The sequence below is a fragment of the Psychromonas ossibalaenae ATCC BAA-1528 genome, assembly GCF_000381745.1.
GTDB lineage: Bacteria > Pseudomonadota > Gammaproteobacteria > Enterobacterales > Psychromonadaceae > Psychromonas > Psychromonas ossibalaenae.
This window is the reverse complement of sequence record NZ_KB906983.1, coordinates 51,658-74,793: the sequence shown is the minus strand read 5'-3', so window position 1 is coordinate 74,793 and position 23,136 is coordinate 51,658. Positions and strand designations below refer to the sequence as shown.

Below are 23,136 nucleotides of genomic sequence, written 5' to 3'. Positions count from 1 at the left end.
AAAGGCAGTGAATCATCAGCTGCCTTTGTTATTACTACGTCTGAACTAGGTCAGACAGATAAATTTGAGGAAGAATTACATCCAGCCGCGTTCTTTATAATATTTCACTGCACCGTCATGCAGCGGCGCAGATAATGCGTTGCTGATCATCTCTTTCTCAGTCAAGTGAGCAAATGCAGGGTGTAATTTTTTGAAACGTTTGAAATTATCAAATACCGCTTTAACAACCTGATAAACAGTTTCATCATCAGTGTTCGTTGAGCTGACAAATGTCGCTGCTACACCAAAAGTTTTAACATCCTGATCTGTCCCTTTGTACATGCCGCCCGGAATAACTGCCGGCGCATAAAAAGGGAAATCAGCAATCAGTTTATCAACTTCAGGGCCGGTAACCGGGGCAATTTTAGAGTCACAGGATACACTTGCTTCTTTAATGGCACCAGACGGGTGACCAGCTGTATAGGTAATTGCATCTAAGTTGTTATCACATAATGCGGCCGACATTTCAGCGGCTTTTAATTCAGATTTAAGGCTGAAGTCTTTCATTGCTAACTTCTTGGCAGCCATTACAACTTCCATTGTACCGCGTGTGCCTGAACCAGGGTTACCAACATTAACACGTTTGTTTTTTAAGTCATCAAAACTGTTGATGCCTGAGTCAGCACGTACAACTAAAGTGAACGGTTCTGGGTGAACTGAGAATAACGCGCGCAGTTCTTTATTACCTTTCCCTTCAAATTTGCTTGTACCGTTGTAGGCATGGAACTGCCAGTCAGACTGGGCAACACCCATATCCTGCTCGCCAGCACCGATTGCGTTAATGTTAGCAACCGAGCCGCCTGTAGAAGGTGCGTTACATTTGATATTGTGATCTTTAATACCGCGGTTAACCAGTTTACAAATCGACTGGCCGACAACGTAATACACACCGGTTTGTCCGCCAGTACCAATTGTCACAAATTTTTGCTCTGCAGCAGTTGCTATCGTAGTCGATAAAACTAGTGCGCCCAGGAGTGAGCTTTTAAAGATCTTATTCATCATTATTCCCTTTTATAAACAAGCCACTTATACAACGTGGATCCCTACATTTTTAGTTGACTATATGTGTATATGGTCAAAAGTAATCGCGCAGTATGGCGATTTTATCGGCTCTAGGCAAGTTTCTTTGCCTGAAACTGGGATCGCGGCAGTTTAATTAAGGGCAGATAATCACCTATAAAATGCAGGTGATTATTCATTTTAAGAAGTAGATTTACTTCATTAATCCGGCTTCTTTATAATACCGAACAGCGCCGGGATGCAGGGGAGCGGTTAAGGAATCACTAACCATACCTTTTTTATTTAGGTCCCGAAAAGCAGGGTGAAGCTGCACAAACAAAGCATGATTTTCAAAGACAGCTTTGACCAGGTTATAAGCAGTCTCTTCAGGCAGGTCTGTCGTAGCAACAATAGTCGCTCCTACACCAAAAGTAATAGTATTCTGATCACTGCCCCGGTACATCCCGCCAGGAATGACTGCATTACGATAATAGCTCTTGGTATTTATCAAAGAGGAAATTTTATCTCCGGAGACATTTACCAGTTTAGTCTGACAGGCACCCGAAGCTTCTTTGATCGAGCTGTTAGGATGACCAACAACATAAATAATCGCATCGACTTTATCATCGCATAAAGCCTTAGCCTGCTCACTGGGGTTCAGTTCAGAAACAGCAGCAAAATCCTGCAGTTTCCAGCCGTAAAGATCCAGAAGCATATCCATTGTCGCCCGCTGTCCGGAACGAGGCGAGCCGATATTGACACGTTTTCCAATTAAATCTTCAAAGTTATTAATCTTTGCATCAGCTCTGGCTAATACCGTAAAAGGCTCTGCATGTACTGAAAACAATGAGCGTAATGTGTCAAATGCTCCCTGCTCAGCATATCTACTGGTACCGCTGTAAGCATGATACTGCCAGTCAGACTGAACAACCCCCAGATCCAGTTCTCCCGAACGAATCCCGGCTAAATTGTAAATAGAGCCGGGGGTACTTTTTATTTCACAATGAATTTTTTCAGCACTTTGGATCTGATTAATTAAGTGGCAGACCGCCCCGCCGGTCGGATAATAAACGCCGGTTATGCTGCCGGTACCAATAGTCACATATTGTGTATCGGCCTGCGCATAAGGCAGCGATAAAGCAAATAAAAAGCAGCTTAAACTTACTGTTCTAAATAACTTTCTCAACAGCAGCATGATCATATGTTCCTTCATTAGTCTGGTGATAATCACAATTCAACGAATTTTACGCAGCAGTACTTTCGAATTACGCTTAAGGTTGTACATCTCTTTTTTAGCTGTCGGCAGATCATTCATATCAACAAAATCAAAGCCGCGTTCTCTAAACCAGTGAATACTCTGCGTAGTTAAAACAAACACCGCATCTAAGCCAAGTTCCCTGGCTTTACGCTCGACATGCTCAACTAAATTGTCAGCTCTTGCACTGCGCCGGTACTTAGGATGGCTGACTAAACATGCTAGTTCACCCATTTTTTCATCTTTGAAAGGATATAATGCGGCACAGCCGATGACCATACCGTCACGTTCAACAATCTGAAAATGCTCAATCTCATTTTCTAACAGTTCACGCGAGCGTTTAACTAAGATGCCCTGCTTTTCAAGCGGCTCAATAAGCTCTAACAAACCGCCGATATCATCAATAGTTGCGGTTCGAATACGCTCATAACTTTCTTTAACAATCTGCGAGCCGACCCCGTCGCGGGTAAACAACTCTTTAAGCAGCGCACCTTCCTGATAATAACTAATCAGATGACAGCGGGTAACATCAGCTTTACAGGCGGCAACTGCTGCACGTAAAAAGCGCAGTGTTCCGGATGCTTCTGCGTCCTCTGCTTCCAGCTTATCAATATGATACTGCGCCTGTTCCGGTAAAAGCTCAGAAATCACCTTGCCCTGAGCATCTAATACCCCGGTATTGGAACAGAAACCAATTAATTTATCGGCGTTTAAACCAATAGCGACCTGCGTCGCTACTTCTTCGGCTAACAAGTTAAAAACCTCACCCGTCACAGAAAAGCCAAGCGGAGAAATAACCGGAATGGCTCCGGACTCTAGCTGAGTCTTAATACCTTCCACGTCAATTTTTCTAACTTTACCCGCGTGACAGTAATCAATACCGTCTTTGACACCGATCGGCTGGGCTGTGACCACATTACTGATAACCGTACGGATACTGGCTCCCTGCATCGGCGAATTCGCCAAACCCATCGATAAGCGGGCTTGCAGTTCAATCTGTACTGCACCGACCGCCTGTTTAATCAGCATTAGACTCTGATCATCGGTAATACGCAGATCATGGTGAAACTGGCTGCTGTGCCCATGCCTGTCCAGCTGTTTCTGAATTTGCGGACGTACGCCGTGCACCAGAACAAGCTTCACGCCTAAACTGTTTAGGAGCGCAATATCGTTAATGATATGCTGAAAATTATCGGTTTCTAAGGCCTCACCGCCGACCATTAATACAAATGTCTTATGGCGGTGAGCATTGATATAAGGTGCCGAACTGCGGAACCAGTTAACTAACTGCGTAGAATCTTTGACAACTTGCATTTATTTTCCTGTATCAGACATACCTCTTTGTTTTACTTTATCAATAAGTTGTCACTTATCCAACCAAAATAACCACAGAGCGGGGCTGCACAATGTATTCACTATAGAACCACGTCTCCTTATCTCCCTCTATATGAATATCCAGTCCGTCAGTCAAAGAGGTATCAACAATACGCAGCCACTTGCCGCTTGGTGATTTGGGCAGGTTAAAAGTTAAAGGTTTCCAGTAGGCATTAAAAACCACATAGGTCACACCCGGTGAATGCGGATGACGGCTTTCCATGGCAATCGCATGAGATCCCTCACTCCAGTCCGGCTGATTAACAACCAGACCATGCCAGCGCAGTTCCGACTGCTGCACAATATCATGCAGAGAATATCGATAAACCGTATTGGTATTTTTCGCCTTAAGGGTCCGCTGCTCTATTAATGCCTTAGTAAAACGAAACAGTTCCTGATTTTGTTCAACTTTCTGCCAGTCAAACCAAAACTCCGGATTATCCTGGCAGTAACCATTGTTATTACCTTTCTGCGAATGTCCGACTTCGTCCCCCATTAAAATCATCGGCGTACCTAATGACATCAAAGTAATTGCGAGCATATTCTTCATCTGCTGCAGGCGTAAGCGTATTATTTCCGGATCATCCGTCGGCCCTTCAATACCATGATTCCAACTGAAATTATGATCGCAGCCGTCACGGTTATCTTCACCATTAGCCAGATTGTGCTTGTTGTTGTAACTTACTAAGTCATTAAGGGTAAAACCATCATGGCAGGTAATAAAGTTGACCGACTTTTCCGGTTCATAGTTATGCTCGCCATAAATATCCGGGCTGCCGATCAAACGGGAAACAAATTTACTGACCATACCTTTATCGCCGCGCACAAAACGTCTGACATCATCACGAAAATGTCCGTTCCACTCCCGCCAGCGCTGCCCGGCTAAACTGCCCACCTGGTACAAACCGCCGGCATCCCATGCTTCAGCAATCAGTTTAACCGGCGAAAGGGTCGGATCGGTATCGATACTCCACAATGTCGGCGGGCTTATCATAGGTTTACCCAGCTCATCGCGGGATAAAATTGATGCTAAATCGAAACGGAAACCGTCGACATGCATTTTTTCCACCCAAAAGTGCAGGCTGTCAATAATCATGCGTCTGACCACCGAATGCGTTCCATTAAGGGTATTTCCGCAGCCGCTGAAATTCATATAATGCTGCTTATCTTGCGATAAAATATAATAAACACTGCTGTCAAAACCGCGATGTGAAAAGCTCGGCCCCCCTTCCCCGCCTTCTGCTGTATGGTTGTAAACCACATCTAAAATCACTTCAATATCGGCTTTATGCAGGGCTTTGACCATATCACGAAATTCATTCACCGGGCCGAGCACAGATTTATCCGAACTGTACTCCCTATGCACAGAGAAAAATGACAACGGACTGTAGCCCCAGTAATTAACCAGTCCGGCATGATGCTCACTGGGATCAAACTGATGCACCGGCATTAATTCAACCGCAGTAACACCAAGTTCTTTCAGGTAAGGTATTTTTTCTATAATCGCGGCATAGGTACCACGTTTATTTTCAGCAAGGCCGGAACTTTCATGGCGGGTAAAACCGCCGACATGCATTTCATAGATAACACTCGTCGCAAAAGCGTGACGAGGGTGAATATCGTCCTGCCAGTCATAATCATCAATATCCACAACAACACTTTTTAAACACTTATCAACATTTGAGCCGCTTCCGATGGCGGCACTGCGGGAAAAGTTATCACCTCGCTCAACTAATAAGCCATAGGGATCCAGTAATACTTTCTCGGGCGCAAATTTTGAGCCCAAATGTGGACGATACGGACCGTTCACCCGAAAACCATAGAGTTGACCAGGTTTTACATCACTAATAAAAATATGCCAGTAATACGCAGTGCGGTTATCAACATCTGAAAGCTTAAAAGTATAACTGGGCTTCAAGGCATCTTTATGATCAAAGAAGAGAAGCTCAATTGATTCGGCGAGTCGGGCATAAATACAAAAATTTGCCCCCTGTTCAGTATAGGTTACACCTAATTTATCAGGACGTCCGTGTGAAGTAGAAAACATAATTTACTCCGAATATTCGTGATAATCGGGCCCTGCTCATACAACAGAGCCGTTAACATATAATTTATGAAACACAGCAGCTAATATTGCGCATAAATTTAGATACAGCTATAAGCCTATTACTATTTAATAAATTTGCCCGGATATTAGGGCGTCAGATCATAATTAACAGCAAATACAGCTAACATTTTTTAATTATTATTTAAATGAGGGGCATCATGAGACTTAGCGACACAATTAAAATTATTCCTTTATTGCTGTGCAGTCTGTTTGTACAGTCAAAAGTAATCCAGGTTGAGCCCGACACACTGCTCGAACAGATAAATAAGCAGCAGGCGCCTATTCTTCTTGATGTGCGTACGGAAAATGAATTTGCACAAGGTCATATCCAGGGAGCAGTGAATATTCCCTATGATCAGCTGGTTAATCAAATAAAAAAACTAAAAAGCTATAAAGAGCAGGAAATAGTTATTTACTGCCGATCCGGAAGACGGGCACAGGTAGCAGCAGAGGTTCTAAAAAATAAAGGATTTAAACATTTGAGTGATTTAAACGGTCATATACTGTTGTGGCAGAAACTAAACTACCCGCTGATCAGCATTGCCCAATAACGATCTTTAGACTTGTTCATCCCGATATGTGCGGCCGCATCTGAAACAGGTACCAGTGCAGCCCATATATAGATAAGAAACGTGGTGAGCTTTTCTGTACGAAGTGAAACCAACCGAGGCAAATACCAGTGCATTGCTTTATGAAAACAGGCGCTGTGAGTTTAATATCTGCCTTTATGTATTTCTGTCTGGAGTGAATACCGGCAGAGACAGATGCCAGTACATTGCGGAAAGGCGCAGTGATAAAGTCCCCAGTATCGCTAAACTCATTGCCGTAATGGTATCGGCCTGTAGATAATCGCAGACTACATATAAAACCGCCCCTAAAATTGAAGCCGTTGCATAAATTTCTTTCTGCAGTACAAAAGGGATCCGTCCGCCTAATATATCTCGAATCATACCGCCGACAACACCGGTAATGCAGCCCATAACAATAACAACCGGCCAGGAGAAGCCGAGACCGAGTGCTTTTTCTGCCCCGACAACAGTAAACACAGCTAAACCAAATGCATCAAAAACCGGTAATAAAAAAGGGGGAAAACGATGAATTCGGTGCTGCCATAAAACCGCCAGTAATGCGGTAATTAAAATGACATAGATATAGTTATTGTCTACAATCCAGAAAACCGGTGTAGCCCCCATCAACATGTCGCGAACACTTCCGCCGCCGATAGCGGTTACCCCGGCAAGTACAAGTATGCCAAAAGGATCCATACGTAAGCGAGTGGCCACTAACACGCCTGATACTGCACATGAAATAGTACCGATCATATCGGAAATATAGATAAATTTATTCAGCATTAATATTCACCAGCTCACTACATTGAAGAAAAAATAGTACAGTAGAGTGCCGGAAATAATGATCAGATTCAAGCGGCCCGGCCTCTGTCAGCCGGGTTTATCAGTATCAACTTCACAGCATGACTTTCTCTACATTCCAGCACCTTGGCAGCGTACGAAACCAGATGCTTGTATTTATTTAGACTCCGTTTAGCCGGGCAATTCTATTAACAGTTCTTCGTCTTCGCATCGCACGAAACCAGACATTTGTATTGGCCCCGATCATTAACAGACAAGGTGTTAAAATCAGGGTCAGCAGGGTCGCAAATGTTAACCCACCAGCAACGGCAGTAGCAAGCTGTGCCCACCATTGCGTCGACGGCGCGCCGAACTCAACGGTGCGAGCAAAGAAATCCAGGTTAACTTTTAATACCATCGGCATTAATCCTAGAATGGTTGTGACTGTGGTCATTAGTACCGGACGAATACGCTGTGCCCCGGTTCTTAATATCGCATCTTTAGTATTTGTGCCTTTGCCTTTTAATACATTATAAGTATCAATTAAGACGATATTGTTATTAACCACTATGCCGGCAAGGGTGATAACCCCAATACCGGACATCACAATGCCAAAAGCACTTTGTGTTAAAAACAGTCCGATAAAAACACCGGCAGTTGAAAAAATAACCGCGCTTAAAATCAGGAATGACTGATAAAAAGAGTTAAACTGCAGTACCAGAATCAACGCCATGACAGCTAACGCCACTACAAATGCTTTTTTTAAGAAGGCGGCGGCTTCCTGCTCATCTTCATTCTGCCCTCTTATATTTAAACTAACCCGAGGATCTAAACCTAAATCCGGAAACTCTTTTTCAAGCTCAGGCAGGATCTTGCTTAAGTTATACTCTGGAGCCAGATCCGCACTAACCGTCATAACAATGCGCCCGTCTACTTTTTTAATGGTCGCCTTTTTCGGAGATGCTGATAATTCAACAAAATTACTGACCGGCACCTGACCGGCAGGTGTCTGTAAGCGCAGTTCTGCCAGTTTACTTAAACTACGCTCACTTTCCGGATAACGAACTCGAATATCTAATTCATCATCAACATCATCGGGACGATAAGTACCTAACATCAGTCCATTAGTCAAAAACTGCACGCTGCTGCCTAACAGAGTTGCATCTGCGCCGTAACGCGCAGCATCAGCGCGGTTAATTTTAAACTGCCATTCTACGCCCGGCTTTGCTCCGTCATCTTCAATATTTATAAAATAAGGTTTCTGCTGCAGAGCGTGATGCAGCTTGTCTGCAGCCGCCTGAAGCAGTTCTGGATAGCGCGAGCCAATTTCAATCTGCAGCGCTTTACCTGTCGGCGGACCGGCTTGATCTTTTTTCAGTTCAACCTCTACGCCGGGCATATTTTCGGTACGCGCCTGAATGTCGGCAATAATCTGATCGGCACTGCGCCTATCCTGCCAGTCTCGTAAATTAATACGCATACTGCCGACTATCTCGCCGGACGAGTCTCCCGTTTTCACATACAGGGTATCTATTTCTTCACTTAGCGGTAATATTTTCTGTTCAATGGAGGACATAATATCGTCCTGTTCATAAACAGAAAAATCGCCGTAAGAACGCACTTTAACATTGATACCAGTCGGTTCAACTTCGGGAAAAAACTCCACACCTAAGTTAGATTTACTAAACAGCGTCACACCTGAAACGGCAATCAAAGAAGCTATCAGCAAAACTAACCATGGGCTTTTAAGGGCACTGTTAAGGGTTTTTACATATAAACCGCTAAACCCGGTCAGAGTTAATAAGTCCCCCTTTTCAGCAGCCACCGCGTTATTTTTTTCTTTTTTACTCAATGCTCGAGGTTTACCAAAAACACTGCCTAATACCGGAATAAAAACCAGCGCCATCAGTAGAGATGCTGTTAAAGTCGCAATCAAGGTCAGCGGCAGGTATTTCATAAATTCACCGGTAATGCCCGGCCAGAATAATAATGGTGCAAAGGCGGCCAGCGTCGTTGCCGTAGAGGCAATAATCGGCCACGCCATACGTTTTGCCGCATCTAAATACGCCTTATGCCGTTTTACGCCTGCGCTCATTTCCCGGTCAGCAAACTCAGTCACCACAATAGCACCGTCAACTAACATACCGACAGCCATAATCAAAGCAAATAAAACCACGATGTTGACCGTTATGCCGAATATCCATAACACCAGAATACCGGTTAAAAAAGAGCCGGGTATTGCGATTCCGACTAAGGCGGCACTGCGCATGCCTAAAATAGCAATAATCACAATCACCACTAACAGAACAGCACTTAACACATTGTTCTGCAGGTCATTAAGCATGGTTTTTACATCTTTAGAACTGTCTCCGGCATAACTGACCTGGATATTATTAGGCCAGAATTCCTGATTTTCGGCGATCAGAGCCTTCACCTTGTCCACCGTATGGATGATATTCTCACCCGGGCGTTTAACCACTTCTAATGAAACTGTCGGCAGACCGTTTACCCGCACAAAACTAGATGGATCTTTGAAAGTACGGCGGATTTTTGCCACATCAGCAAAAGTGATCACTTTATCGCCCGAGACTTTAATCGGCATAGACATCACATCTTTCACACTTGAAAATACCGAAGGTACCTTAATAGGAAAACGTCCTTTGCCGGTATCCATAGTCCCGGCGGCAACAAGACGGTTATTACGCGAAATAAGATTATAAATATCAGTCATATTGAGCTGATAACTTTCCATCAACAGCGGATCAACTAAAATCTCTACCATATCTTCACGGTCGCCGCCGATATTGACCTCTAAAACCTCCGCCAAACCTTCAAGTTTATCCTGCATGCTCCGGGCAAGAGTAATCAAAGCGCGCTCCGGTGCACTGCCCGACAGTAAAATAGTAACGGCAGGGTTTTCGCTGGCCAGGGTGACCTGTTTAACAATCGGATCATCACTCTCCTGCGGCAGCTCGCCTTTAGCCTGATTTACCTGCTCACGTACATCTATCAGGGCATTTTTTATATCAATATCAATATAAAACTCAATAACAACCGACGCATGCCCGGAACTGGCGGTTGATTTCATCTCTTTAATACCTTCAAGACCGCGCAGTTTCTGCTCCAGCGGACGAAGTAATAAACGCTCAGCATCTTCAGGTGAAATACCTTCATGGCTGACGGAAACATAAATAACCGGAATGGGAACATCCGGATCCGCTTCTTTAGGAATATTGATATAAGCGGCCAGTCCGGCCGTTAATAAAAAGATCAGCAGCATGAGTACCGCACGTTTGCGCGTTAATGAGCCTTCAATAATCGTCCTCATAACGATTCTCCACTGTAATATTTTGTACGGAACGGACCCGTTTGAACAACCATTATCATGATTATTTCTCCGCAGCGACTGCTTGTACAGAATCACCAGGTTTAACAAATCCCTGTCCGAGGGTAATAATATCGACCTCCCCTGTAAATCCAGATAACCAGGCGCCGTTATTATCAGCTTCAACAAGCTTTATTGCTTTAAAGACAACTCTGCCCTGTTCAACTAACTTGACTCCCAGATTCCCTTGATTGTCCATTGCTAATGCTGACGGTGAGATATAAATTGCTTCAACAGGATAAAGCGGAATTGATAATTTTGCGCTGATACCGGAGAAAATTTTAAGTTCCGGGTTTGCAAACTCAGCTTCAATGCGAAAAGTACTGCTTTGACTGTCAGCCATCGATGCAATGTAAGTTATTTTCCCAGAGATCACTTCGCCGGACAGCAGCGTTGCCGAAATGCTTTGCCCGAGAGTAAGCTGGCTAACGTAATGCTCGGTAGCATCACCACGAATAACAATAGGATCAATATTTTCCAGACTGAAAACAGGATCACCGATCTGCACATAATCACCTTGTTCAGCAAACTGTTCCTGTAAAATCCCGGAAAACGGCGCAGTAATATTTGTACGCGCCAGCTTCAACTGAAGCTGTTCTACATCGGTTCGGGCAGCCAGTAACAGACTATTCATTTCTGCTAAGCGCGCCCTTCCCTGCAGGCCTTTATCATTTAACGATTTAACCGCTTTATAATTTAATAAACGCTCATCTAATAATGCCTGCGCCTGCGCCAGGCGAAATGGTAATTCATTTTTTTCAATATTAAGTAAAGCCTGATGCGTTTTCACCCGCAGGCCTTTTTTAGTGGTGACTGCAGCGATTTTACCGGCAACTTCGGCGCGGATAACTGCACGACTGTTAGCTTCGCTTTTACCATACAAGGTTAAAGATTTAGTCATTTTTTCTGGTATAAAACGGGTAGTCTGCACCTTAGGCAGGATCTGTTCTTTTACGGAAGCAGATTCTTCCTGCAGCGTCACAGCTTTCGGAGAGGAAAGCATCCACAATATCAGCAGCAGACTGATGAAAATAGCGATCCAGTAAGGACGTAAAATAAAATAGTTGGAGATACGAGCAGGCATGAACAGACCTCAACAAATGATAAAATAAATAATATCTTATTTTATAAGAAAGTAAGTTCGATGCGAATTAAAATGATAGTAAGTGTTATTTGGGTGGGGTTTTTACGAAAAGAATTTTGTGAAGTTCGATCTAATAACAAAACTTCACAAAATTAAGGACGGCAGTTAGATAGAAAATGATGAACCACAGCCGCAGGTTGCTGTCGCATTAGGATTATTAACAAAAAAACGCGATCCTTCCAGACCGTCAACATAATCCACGGTACCGCCGATTAGATACTGCAGACTCATTGAGTCAACTAATAAAGTCACACCACTGTTTTCGATCAGGGTATCACCTTCATTAACCTTTTCATCAAAAGTGAAACCGTACTGGAATCCAGAACAACCACCGCCGGTTACGTAAACTCGTAATTTTAAGGCTGGGTTTTCTTCTTCGGCTATCAGCCCTTTTACTTTATCTGCAGCGGTGTCGCTAAAATAAATTGGCAATGCCATTTCGACTTCGGATGTCATGGTAACCTCTAAAAATATATGAACAGTGTAATATTATCCAATACCTGACTAATTAGTTCAAGTATTAGATAAATCATTCTCAAAATATGTGCTGTTGTAACTAATTATTTTCAGCATCAGATACAGGCATGTCAAACTCAGTTAAGTCGTCAGTATTTTTTTCTGTTAATGCCCGCCAGTCATAACGTTGTTCTAACTGCTGTGCTTTATACCAGCGATCACCTTTAACCTTAAGATTGACGATAACTTCATCAACCGTTATATCCGCAGGCAGTGTGAATCTGCCCTTTATTGTCTGAAAATACTTAAACTTAAAACCAGATGGACTATTGTCACTGAGTTCTTTTAACGAAATACGCTTAAGTTTTTGCTGATCTGAAACAGAAAAAGAGATCTCCAGCTGACCTTTTAAAAAACGTCGTTCTTTCTGCGCCTGCATTAATACCAGTTCGTAGTCCCAGCGTCCAGCTTCAAAACTTTCTGTAAGCGTAAATGAATAAACCTTTACTCCCGACTTTTCCAGCTCAGGAGCAAGTACCCGTTCATAAAAATATAATTTATTTGAAGCTGCATTTAATGCTTCATTAAGTTTTTTATTTTCCAGATCTAAATAAGTAATAGTCTGCTGATCAGTCAGGCGCAGTGCTTGTAAATGTGCGACCTGTTTAACTTGTTCTACTTTTTCAAGCTGCATACTGTGCAGTTCTGTCTGCGCATCCGTTAAAGTATCACGGAGAATATCCTGCTTAAACTTACCCAGTAAAAAACCCAGTAGTAAACACAGCATGGAAACAACCAGCCATTTTATAAAACTATTTTTTAAGCGCTTCATTAAACACCTTAAGCAATGAAAATACTATTTATCTTTCTACAGTATACCGTACATCGTTCTGCCGGTTTGCAGTCTGCCTTTCTGCGGCTCGCTGTACGAGCTTACTATTTATCTTTCTGTGACATACGGAACATCGCTTTACGCGTTTGTTCCTGACGTTTCTGACGCATCGACAGCCTCATTGTCCGCTCTAATAACTGCGTATATATCGGACGTCCACCAAGAGACTGAGCAACCATAGTCGCACCTAAACAGGTTACAATTAACGGCAGAATCATTTCATAATTACTGGTCATCTCAATAACCAGCAGGATCCCGGTGATCGGCGCACGCACCGTGGCGGCAAATAACCCGCCCATACCGGCAATAGCAAAGGTGCCTGCTTCCGTGACAATCTCAGGAAACAGCGCATGAGCGGCCAGACCAAACAACATGCCGAATAATGTTCCCAAAGCCAAAGTGGGTGCAAATACGCCGCCGGGAGCACCGGAGCCGAAACTCAGCAGTGTGGTCAGGATTCGAAACAGGAAGATAACCAGTAAGCCGCCGGCAAGGTAGTGCCCGCCTTCAACGTTAGGAATAAGTGAAAGACCGCTGAAAGCCAGATCAGGTTCAATCACAGATAAAGCACCAAAAGCGGCCCCCAAAAACAAACCGATAGCAACAAAACGCCAGCGCTGGTTTTTGTGGACAAGTAAAAACATATCCTGGGTAGCCAGGATCATTTTATTAAATAAAATACCGATCACCCCGAAGCAGAACCCCAGCAGCAGATATAGCCATAAGGATAATAAATCCGGGTGTGAGTAATAGGTAACTTTAACCACAGCATCCTGATCAGTAATCAGACGCATCACTATGGTTGCCATCACGGCACTCATAAACACGCTTTTAGTCGACGTTAAGCTGTAGTTAAACTGTGAACGCATCTCTTCTATAACAAACATAATGCCAGCCAGCGGCGCATTAAAAGCAGCCGCCAGACCACCAGCAGCGCCGGCAGCTAATAAAGCCTGACTGTCAACTTTGTCTACTTTAAAAATATCAGAAATCATACGCCCGACATTCGCCCCTAACTGCACCGACGGCCCTTCTCTTCCGAGCGCCATACCGCTGCCGAGGGCTAACAGACCACCAAAGAATTTAACCGGGATCACCCGCTTCCAGCGTACCGGACGCATGCCCTCCATCGCCCCTTCAATTTCAGGGATACCGCTGCCGCCGGCTTCAGGTGCAAATTTATGAGTAATATAAAAAGCCAGTCCTGCCATCAGCGATGAAACAGGAACTGCAATCAACCACAGGGGAAGCTGCGAATCACTGTAGCTGCTGATAAACTCCAGGCGAATTTCGCTGACCCAGACAATACCATGATCAAACAGTGCCGACATTATCCCGGCTAAGATACCGATAAATACTGATAACCAGATAAGCAGCGCACTGCTCTTACGGGTAAAAAAACGGTCGATAAAACGTTTAAAATTACTCAGAAAAAATATAGGGATACTTCTATTCATACAAATAAAAACAACTTTTAATGTCAGTCAGAGGGAGGCAGTTTGTCAGTAGGCAACAAAAAACCATGATTATACAAAAACTACAAGTCAAATTAACATGATACAGTTCAAAAAACATTGATAAAAAATATAATTAGCAATGTTTCTCAGACAATAGAGTCTGTTATATTAGCTTTTTACCTCAAACTGTTAATTAATAGGACTTCCATGAGCAGATCTAACGAGCTATTCGCTCAAGCACAAGCAATCATTCCCGGTGGTGTTAACTCTCCCGTTCGTGCGTTTAACGGTGTCGGCGGCGGTCCGCTGTTTATTGAAAGAGCGCAGGACGCTTATATTTATGATGCTGATAAGAAGCAGTATATCGATTATGTCGGTTCCTGGGGACCAATGATTCTTGGTCATAATCATCCGGATATTAAAGCGGCTGTAATAGCGGCTGCTGAAAATGGTTTAAGTTTCGGCGCGCCCACTGAAATTGAAATTGTGATGGCTGAGAAAGTAAAAAGCCTAGTTCCGTCAATGGAGCAGCTGCGCATGGTCAGCTCAGGTACAGAAGCCACCATGAGTGCTATTCGCCTTGCACGCGGTTACACTAACCGTGACAAAATATTAAAATTTGAAGGCTGTTACCACGGTCATGCAGACTCGCTGCTGGTAAAAGCAGGTTCAGGCGCATTAACCTTAGGCCAGCCAAGCTCTCCCGGTATCCCTGCCGACTTTGCAAAACATACCTTAACAGCAGATTACAATGATCTTGAATCGGTAGAAAAGCTTTTTGCTGAATATAAAGACCAGATTGCCTGCATTATTGTTGAACCCGTTGCCGGTAATATGAACTGCATTCCACCAGCACCAGGTTTTTTACAAGGGTTACGACAGATTTGTGATGATCACGCTTCATTGCTGATTTTAGATGAAGTAATGACCGGCTTCCGTGTCGCACTCGGCGGTGCACAAGCCTATTATGATGTAAAACCGGATCTGACCACGCTCGGCAAAGTGATCGGCGGCGGTATGCCGGTCGGGGCTTTCGGCGGATCTGCACAAGTAATGCGGCATATAGCACCAACAGGCCCGGTTTATCAGGCCGGTACTCTTTCAGGTAACCCGATTGCAATGTATGCTGGTTTAGCAGCCTTAACTGCTCTGGATACACCAGAATATGCTTTACTTGCACAGAAAACTGAAAAACTTGCACTTGGTCTGAAAAAAGCAGCAGAAGAAGAAGGCGTCGCATTAACAGTTAACTATGCGGGCGGCATGTTCGGCTTCTTCTTTACTGAAGAAAGTCAGGTTACTAACTTTGCACAAGTCTGTGCCTGTGATGTAGATAAATTCAAAAAATTCTTCCACTTAATGTTAAACCAGGGTATTTATCTTGCACCGTCTGCGTTTGAAGCTGGTTTTTTATCATTAGCTCATACTGATCAGGATATTGAAGATACACTGACGGCGGCTAAAAAAGCATTTGCAGCTCTGTAAAATCTAAGCATTATACAACCACTGCTGCAGATATATTTCCGACGCAGTGGTTTTTTATGCCGGCGCTCTAACATCAGTCTCCCTATCCCCCCCGATAACCGTTGTTTTGGATTCACATCAATAAAAAAACGAATACTCAGCCTCTTCCTTTTAATTCAAATCGCTCCTGATCTTGGTTTTTATCTTCCATTGAGATCTATCTATCATTTTTAACAAGCATTTGACTTTTTGACAACATTATATGCAACTATGCTGTATTAAGAACAGTCGATAACCCTTTACATCTCAATTAGTAAAGACACATAGGCAGGCAATGAAAAGCCTTTACGCGGAAAGGAATTCGCCGAAGCAGCTGCAAGATTCTATTTCAATTAATACAGCCTGCTATTAAGAAGTAAAAACCTAATTAAAAGAAACAGTATTATTTTTCTCTCTAACGGAGTTAACTATGCCCCTGAATAAAACCGCACCTCTACCTACCAATACAACCGAATGGCTGGTTAATAGAAACAGCATTATCATTCTCTTCGATATTATTTTATTTGCTCTTTTATATCGTTATTTACCTTTTGAAAAAGACGTGGTGATGGGCCTGTGTATACTTTTATTCATTGCCATCTTATGGCTGACAGAAGCGATGCACGTCAGCATTACTGCTCTTTTTATTCCCATCCTAGCCGTTGTATCCGGCGTCTTTGATACCCAGGCGGCCCTTTCCAGCTTTTCTAACCCGATTATATTTTTATTTTTAGGCGGTTTTGCACTGGCGGCGGCTCTGCACCGCCAGGAGCTGGATAAGGTAATAGCCGACCAGGTGCTGGTATTAGCCAAGGGACGGATGAGTGCGGCGGTATTTATGCTGTTCGGCGTGACGGCCGGCCTTTCCATGTGGATCAGTAATACGGCAACAACCGCAATGATGCTGCCGCTGATCCTGGGGATTTTAAGCAAGGTCAACGCCAAAACCGGTCACAATACCTATGTATTTGTATTATTAGGCATCGCCTACTGCGCCAGTATCGGCGGTATCGCAACTATCGTCGGCAGTCCGCCGAATGCAATTGCAGCCGCGGAATCAAACTTAAGCTTTACCGAATGGATGGCTTTCGGTGTACCGGTTACTTTAATACTACTGCCGATGGCTGTCGGCATACTTTACCTGTTATTAAAACCAAACCTAAATGAAGTCTTTGAATTAACCCATGAGCCGATTAAATGGGATAAGGGTAAAGTTGTCACACTGGCTATTTTCGCATTAACTGTATTTTTATGGATATTCAGTGTACCGATTAATAAAATGCTCGGCGGATTAGCCAAGTTTGATACGTTAGTGGCTCTGCTGGCGATTGTGCTGGTGAGCTTTGCTCGAGTCGTACACTGGAAAGATATTGAAAAAACCACTGACTGGGGTGTGCTGCTGCTGTTCGGCGGCGGCATCTGTTTAAGTAATATTTTAAAAGTAACAGGTACCAGTATCTTCCTGGCTGAAAGTCTCAGCATAGTTTTATCACATGTCGGCATACTGCTGACTATTCTGGCTGTGGTTGCTTTTGTGGTGTTTTTAACTGAATTTGCCAGTAATACAGCAAGTGCGGCTCTGCTTATTCCTGTATTTGCCAGTGTGGCTGAAGTACTCGGTGTCTCGCCGATTGTTTTATCCGTTGTTATCGGTATCAGTGCATCATGCGCCTTTATGCTGCCCGTTGCGACGCCGCCGAATGCGATTGTCTTTGCCAGCGGTCATATAAAACAGTCAGAGATGATGCGCATAGGTATATACCTGAATCTTTCCTGTATTGCAGTGTTAACTCTGTTTTCCTGGTTATTCTGGGCCTAAATACAGCTTCTTCAGACGACTCAGCCGCACGCCGAAAATGCTGAGATTTTGATAAAACAGTCGGAATATAAAGATTTCAGCATATTCCGGCTGTATCCCCCTCAAAATTGATTTCGCAATTTTTCGTAACCCGTTAATTACGTTATACTCCTCCCCTTTTCTATCACAAGATAAACAAGGTCATTAAACATGAGTGATGTACTAGATTTAAGCTTAGAGGGCATAGAACAACTGCCCCTGGCTAAATTTACCGAAGACGCTTACCTCAACTATTCCATGTATGTCATCATGGACCGCGCGCTGCCGCATATTAGTGATGGTCTGAAACCCGTACAGCGCCGTATTGTTTATGCGATGTCAGAACTTGGTTTATCTGCATTATCCAAACACAAAAAATCAGCCCGTACCGTCGGTGACGTATTAGGTAAATATCACCCACACGGTGACAGCGCCTGTTATGAAGCGATGGTATTAATGGCGCAGCCGTTCTCCTACCGCTACCCGTTAATTGACGGTCAGGGTAACTGGGGCGCACCGGACGATCCAAAGTCATTCGCGGCGATGCGTTATACAGAATCCCGCTTATCAGCCTTTTCAGAAGTATTGCTTTCAGAAATCGGTCAAGGAACCATTGACTGGAAACCCAACTTTGACGGTACCATGAAAGAGCCTGAGTTATTACCGGCACGGTTACCGCATATTCTATTAAACGGTATCACCGGTATTGCTGTTGGTATGGCCACGGATATTCCGCCGCACAATGCCCGCGAAGTTGCTAATGCCTGTATCCACCTGCTGGACCATCCAAAAGCAGAGCTTAAGGATTTAATGGAATTTGTACAGGGACCGGACTACCCAACAGAGGCTGAAATCATCACACCGAATCGTGAGATTAAAAAGATTTATGAAACTGGACGCGGCAGTTTTAAGAGCCGTGCGGTATACCAGGTTGAAAACGGCGAAATAGTGATTAATGCCCTGCCTCACCGTGTTTCCGGCGGTAAAATATTAAAAGAAATCGCCAAACAGATGCAGGATAAAAAACTGCCGATGGTTGCGGATCTGCGCGATGAATCAGATCGAGACAATCCAACCCGTCTGGTTATTATTCCACGTTCCAACCGCATTGATATTGAAGCACTAATGCATCACCTGTTTGCTTCAACCGATTTAGAAGTAAATCATAAAGTTAACCTCAATATGCTCGGCCTTGATAAACGTCCGCAGGTAAAAGGGTTAGTTAAAATATTAAATGAATGGTTAATTTATCGTACTGAAACCGTACGCCGTCGTCTGCAGTTCCGCCTGGATAAAATTTTAGCACGCCTGCATATCTTAGAGGGTCTATTAGCCGCTTACCTGAACATCGATGAAGTCATTGAGATAATCCGTACCTATGACAATGCTAAAGCCGAGCTTATGTCGCGTTTTGAGCTTTCAGATACACAAGCGCATGCCATTTTAGAAATTAAACTGCGTCAGTTAGCCAAATTAGAAGAAATTCAAATCCGTGGCGAAATGGATGAATTAAGTGCCGAACAAAAGAAACTGGAACAGTTATTAGGCTCAGAGCGGCGTTTAAAAACACTGGTGAAAAAAGAACTTAAAGCGGATGCAGAAAAATATGGTGATGACAGGCGTTCACCGCTGATCGAACGTATTGAAGCAAAAGCCTTAACAGAAAAAGAGCTGATGCCCAGTGAAGCCGTCACTATTGTATTATCAAGTCAGGGCTGGGTGCGATCAGCCAAAGGCCATGATATTGACGCGCAGACGTTAAGTTACAAAGCGGGAGATGAATTCCTCACCAGTACACAGGGCAGAAGCAATCAAAGCTGTATCTTTATCGACAGTTCAGGGCGCGCTTATTCATTAGATGCGCATTCACTGCCGTCAGCCCGTTCTCAAGGAGAGCCTTTAACCGGACGGTTTAATCAAAATGAAAACGTGCCTTTTGTGTGCACACTGATGGGTGAGGACAATGACCAGTATATTATCAGCAGCGACCATGGTTACGGCTTTATCGCCAAATTCAGTGACATCAACAGCCGTAATAAAAACGGTAAGGCCCTGATCAACCTGACTGAAAATGCACTGTTAATGGCACCGCAAAAAGTCAGTGAAAATGATGATGACTTATGTTTAACCATCAGCAATGAAGGCCGCATGCTGCTGTTCCCGGTGAACAGTCTACCCAACCTGAGCAAAGGTAAAGGTAATAAAATGATCAACATAATGACGGCAAAAGCGACTAAACGTGAAGAGTTTGTTACTATGCTGCGCATTGTACCGGCAGCAGCCTCTGTAACACTGCATGCAGGTAAGCGAAAATTAACTTTAAAATCGAGTGATTTAGCACATTATCAGGCTGAACGGGGCCGCCGCGGTAACAAACTGCCGCGTGGACTGCAGCGGGTTGATAAAGTTGAAGTAATCATTCCAGAACAAGAAAACTAAAGAGAACTTAACATTATGTTATTTATTATTCGTGCAGTCTTAGTGATTGCCTGCGTTATCCTGATGAGTGTGTATTCTATTTTTTACTGCCTGCTCAGTCCGCGCAACCCGAAGAACACCTACCACTTTGCTATGCTGTTCAGCAAGATGTCGCGTATTTTGGGTTTAAAGGTCACCCTGCGTGTTCCAGAAAGTGCTAAAAATAACGGTTCAGTTGTGTATATTGCCAACCATCAGAATAATTACGACATGGTTACAACAACGGCTTCAGTGCAGCCTGGCTCAGTAACGATCGGTAAAAAAAGCCTGGTATGGATACCGTTTTTCGGCATTATTTACTGGTTAACCGGTAACATTCTGATCGACCGCGATAATAAAAGTAAGTCCAAAAATACTATTACTGATGTTGTTGAACAGATGCGCGCTAAAAATATCGGTGTATGGATATTTCCAGAAGGCACTCGCAGCCGCGGACGCGGGTTAATGCCTTTTAAAATGGGCGCATTTCATACCGCATTACAAGCCGGTGTTAATGTCGTACCTGTAGTTGTTTCTGATACCCATGGCCAGATAAAACTAAACCGCTGGGATAACGGCGAAGTCATTGTTGAGATGTTAGAGCCGATTGATATCACCTTATATAAAAAACGTGAAATCCGTCGTTTAATGAATGACTCACGTGCGATTATGCTGGAAAAATTTGAACAACTGAATAAAGAAGCAAAACGTCCTGATAACAATACTGACTGCTGCGGTTAACACTGCTTTACGAAATAGGAATATATAATGGAACAAACAGTAGATTTAAAAGAATTATTAGAAGAGTTTCGTGAAGAAACAGAAGAAATCGTTGAAGCTATTTTAGAAGACGGCAGTAATCCGGATGCTGTTTATATGATTGAGCATCACCTTTCCTGCACCGATTTTGATGTCTTAGAAAAAGCAGCGGTAGCCTGTTTTAAAAAGGGCTATGAAGTAACAGACCCTGAAGAATTAGAGCTGGAAGACGGGGAAATTATTTTAAGTTTTGATGTGGTTATCGAAATGAACTTAGATGAAGAAGCGATTATGGAAGATGTTGAAAAACTGCTTACTTTAGCGCAGTCTTTTTCTATCGATTATGACGGCTGGGGAACTTACCCGGAAGAGTAAATACTCATATTGATTATTTATATCAAACAAAAAAGCCCGCTAGGTATACTTAGCGGGCTTTTTTGTAGCGCTAATTACAGACTCAATAAAATTATTCAGAATCTTGTTTACTTAATTCCAGATCTTTTTCAATTAAAGAGTTCTTTAATACCATCGCTTCAATTTCTAAACCGTATAGATTCTCATCCCAGTTAACACCGGCAAAAACCTGTTCTTTCTGCATACCGTCTAACCAGGATTCTAAAAATACAGAAAGCGAAATCGCTTCAACTTTATAATCAGCCCACTCTTCATTCTGCAGTTTTTTTGCCAGCGCAGGCTCAGACCAGAAAAGATAGACTGCGGCTGCATCTTTATTATCGTGGGCATGGCAGTTTGCCCAGCCTTCATTCTCATCAAATAAACCAAACAGCTCATCTTGCTTGGTTACCTGATCAACAAACATTTCTGCATTTTTTAAATACTGTTCTTTCATACTATTTCTCAATACTCTTTTGATCTAATTTCTTTTCCAGTTCAGCGAACTTAGCTTCCATTTCAGCTAGCTTTTCACGTGTACGCAGCAGCACATGTGTCTGTACATCAAACTCTTCACGGCTGACCATATCTAGTTTACCCAGTTGCGCCTGTAATATTTGTTTGATTTTACGATCTGCTTCTTCACCGAAACTTTTAACACCAGGCGGCATCGCATCACTGATCTGTTTGGCGATCTCTTCTAATTTTTGAGGGTTAAACATGATTAGGCTCCTTAAATTTGAGGGCGTATTGTAAACCTGCCATCGGTTAATTTCTATGTTAAATAAAAGTTATTAGCGATAAAGATAACATTAAACTTATATACCCGTTATCATTCAAGATGCAAAAATCAGCAAGTCGTGAGGTGAACAGGTTCTAGGCGTGAAGGTGAAGATCTAACGGGTTAAATCGAGACTTCACAACAACGAAAATGTTTGCCTTACGGCTTGCCCTGCGGGTCGCTAGCTCGAAAACCAATACTGCGTTGCAACATTTGATAAGGACTAGCCATTTAAAGATTAAAGTCTTTATTTTAATCTTACCGACAGAGGATTAACGTAGTTAATCGCTCGAAAGGTCACCATGTTGCGCCTTGTCTTAGTGTCCGAGCTAGCGACTGATAAATGCATTTTGATTGGTAACGGGTATTAACCGCCGGCTGGCAGATATCACTCAACAATAACCGGCTGCAGCTGCGTTAAGAAATCAGCCAGATTTTCCGCTAAAACAGCTTCCTGCCCCTTACCTAAGGTTTCTAACTGTACCTGCCCCGTGTCATTTAATATAGAAATAATCTGCATCTCATCGCTGCAGCTGGCAATAAACATAGAAGCAGGTTTATTTAAGCGTTTCTGCATCATAAAGTGTGCAATCATATTTTCCTGCAGCAGTTTAAAGTCATCTTCATTCCACACCTGGATCAGCTCAATCGGGTGTTCCTGAAACATACAGGGTAAACAGTCGCTGTAAGCAGAGCAGAACAAGTCAACAATACTCGGATGAAGCTTTATTTCTAATGCCAGTTCAATATTATTAAGATCAGCAGCGCCCGAATGTTTTAATGCACTCCATGCAATTTTATCTCCGTGCACTTCGCCTACCTGACATGGAGAAATCCACTGCGGATCATAGTCCAGCTGCGGTAATGACTGTTTTTTTTCCTGCCAGAGCGCCTGATGTCGTTCAAAAAGATCGAATAATTGTGTTTGCGTAGTATGATTCATTGCTCG

19 protein-coding genes are annotated in these 23,136 nt (G+C 43.3%); 6 read left to right on the top strand and 13 right to left on the bottom strand.

The features are described 5' to 3' along the window. Positions 1-75 precede the first annotated feature (75 nt). The 4 genes from G327_RS0110185 to glgX form a co-directional block, all read right to left on the bottom strand. A complete protein-coding gene (locus tag G327_RS0110185) occupies positions 76-1,038 on the bottom strand; it encodes a TAXI family TRAP transporter solute-binding subunit (protein WP_019614669.1) in 963 nt (320 codons plus the stop codon). 214 nt (positions 1,039-1,252) lie between these two features. Further along, positions 1,253-2,233 (bottom strand): TAXI family TRAP transporter solute-binding subunit, encoded by a 981-nt coding sequence (locus G327_RS0110175; RefSeq protein WP_019614668.1) that lies wholly within the window; start codon positions 2,231-2,233, stop codon positions 1,253-1,255. A 39-nt stretch (positions 2,234-2,272) separates the two neighbouring features. Further along, on the bottom strand, positions 2,273-3,607 hold the full coding sequence (gene argA / locus G327_RS0110170; protein ID WP_019614667.1) for an amino-acid N-acetyltransferase: 1,335 nt from the start codon (positions 3,605-3,607) through the stop codon (positions 2,273-2,275). Between the two features lie 55 nt (positions 3,608-3,662). Next, a complete protein-coding gene (gene glgX / locus G327_RS0110165) occupies positions 3,663-5,714 on the bottom strand; it encodes a glycogen debranching protein GlgX (protein WP_019614666.1) in 2,052 nt (683 codons plus the stop codon). 218 nt (positions 5,715-5,932) lie between these two features. Between glgX and G327_RS0110160 the strand changes: the two genes are divergently transcribed. After that, positions 5,933-6,325 (top strand): rhodanese-like domain-containing protein, encoded by a 393-nt coding sequence (locus G327_RS0110160; RefSeq protein WP_019614665.1) that lies wholly within the window; start codon positions 5,933-5,935, stop codon positions 6,323-6,325. A 174-nt stretch (positions 6,326-6,499) separates the two neighbouring features. Here G327_RS0110160 and G327_RS0110155 read toward each other — a convergent pair whose 3' ends face one another. From G327_RS0110155 to clcA, 6 genes are all read right to left on the bottom strand, one after another. Then, a complete protein-coding gene (locus G327_RS0110155; RefSeq protein WP_026339295.1) occupies positions 6,500-7,123 on the bottom strand; it encodes a trimeric intracellular cation channel family protein in 624 nt (207 codons plus the stop codon). 181 nt (positions 7,124-7,304) lie between these two features. Continuing rightward, positions 7,305-10,451 (bottom strand): efflux RND transporter permease subunit, encoded by a 3,147-nt coding sequence (locus tag G327_RS24430; protein ID WP_019614663.1) that lies wholly within the window; start codon positions 10,449-10,451, stop codon positions 7,305-7,307. A 61-nt stretch (positions 10,452-10,512) separates the two neighbouring features. Further along, entirely contained in the window at positions 10,513-11,592 is a 1,080-nt protein-coding gene (locus G327_RS0110145) for an efflux RND transporter periplasmic adaptor subunit (protein ID WP_019614662.1), read from the bottom strand. Between the two features lie 165 nt (positions 11,593-11,757). Next, a complete protein-coding gene (gene erpA / locus G327_RS0110140) occupies positions 11,758-12,108 on the bottom strand; it encodes an iron-sulfur cluster insertion protein ErpA (protein WP_019614661.1) in 351 nt (116 codons plus the stop codon). 100 nt (positions 12,109-12,208) lie between these two features. After that, a complete protein-coding gene (locus G327_RS0110135) occupies positions 12,209-12,940 on the bottom strand; it encodes a DUF6776 family protein (RefSeq protein WP_019614660.1) in 732 nt (243 codons plus the stop codon). 104 nt (positions 12,941-13,044) lie between these two features. Next, entirely contained in the window at positions 13,045-14,457 is a 1,413-nt protein-coding gene (gene clcA / locus G327_RS0110130; RefSeq protein WP_019614659.1) for a H(+)/Cl(-) exchange transporter ClcA, read from the bottom strand. Positions 14,458-14,664: 207 nt separating this feature from the next. On the opposite strand from clcA, the gene hemL reads away from it, so the two are divergent. The 5 genes from hemL to rraB all read left to right on the top strand — a co-directional run bounded on the left by hemL (position 14,665) and on the right by rraB (position 21,388). Continuing rightward, positions 14,665-15,942, top strand: coding sequence for a glutamate-1-semialdehyde 2,1-aminomutase (hemL, locus tag G327_RS0110125; protein ID WP_019614658.1), 1,278 nt, complete (start codon positions 14,665-14,667; stop codon positions 15,940-15,942). Between the two features lie 448 nt (positions 15,943-16,390). Further along, the gene (locus G327_RS0110120) at positions 16,391-17,779 is read left to right on the top strand and encodes an SLC13 family permease (protein WP_019614657.1); all 1,389 of its coding nucleotides are present in this window, start codon (positions 16,391-16,393) and stop codon (positions 17,777-17,779) included. A 189-nt stretch (positions 17,780-17,968) separates the two neighbouring features. Then, entirely contained in the window at positions 17,969-20,236 is a 2,268-nt protein-coding gene (gene parC, locus G327_RS0110115; protein WP_019614656.1) for a DNA topoisomerase IV subunit A, read from the top strand. Between the two features lie 15 nt (positions 20,237-20,251). Continuing rightward, the gene (locus G327_RS0110110) at positions 20,252-20,995 is read left to right on the top strand and encodes a 1-acylglycerol-3-phosphate O-acyltransferase (RefSeq protein ID WP_019614655.1); all 744 of its coding nucleotides are present in this window, start codon (positions 20,252-20,254) and stop codon (positions 20,993-20,995) included. A gap of 27 nt (positions 20,996-21,022) precedes the next feature. Then, positions 21,023-21,388, top strand: coding sequence for a ribonuclease E inhibitor RraB (rraB, locus tag G327_RS0110105; protein WP_019614654.1), 366 nt, complete (start codon positions 21,023-21,025; stop codon positions 21,386-21,388). A 91-nt stretch (positions 21,389-21,479) separates the two neighbouring features. On the opposite strand, the gene G327_RS0110100 is transcribed toward rraB, so the two are convergent. The 3 genes from G327_RS0110100 to syd all read right to left on the bottom strand — a co-directional run bounded on the left by G327_RS0110100 (position 21,480) and on the right by syd (position 23,130). Beyond that, on the bottom strand, positions 21,480-21,863 hold the full coding sequence (locus tag G327_RS0110100; RefSeq protein ID WP_019614653.1) for a DUF2750 domain-containing protein: 384 nt from the start codon (positions 21,861-21,863) through the stop codon (positions 21,480-21,482). A gap of 1 nt (position 21,864) precedes the next feature. Beyond that, a complete protein-coding gene (gene ubiK, locus G327_RS0110095; RefSeq protein WP_019614652.1) occupies positions 21,865-22,128 on the bottom strand; it encodes a ubiquinone biosynthesis accessory factor UbiK in 264 nt (87 codons plus the stop codon). Between the two features lie 447 nt (positions 22,129-22,575). Beyond that, positions 22,576-23,130 carry a SecY-interacting protein gene (gene syd / locus G327_RS0110090; protein WP_019614651.1) on the bottom strand — a complete coding sequence of 185 codons (555 nt, stop codon included), beginning with the start codon at positions 23,128-23,130 and terminating at the stop codon, positions 22,576-22,578. Positions 23,131-23,136 lie beyond the last annotated feature (6 nt).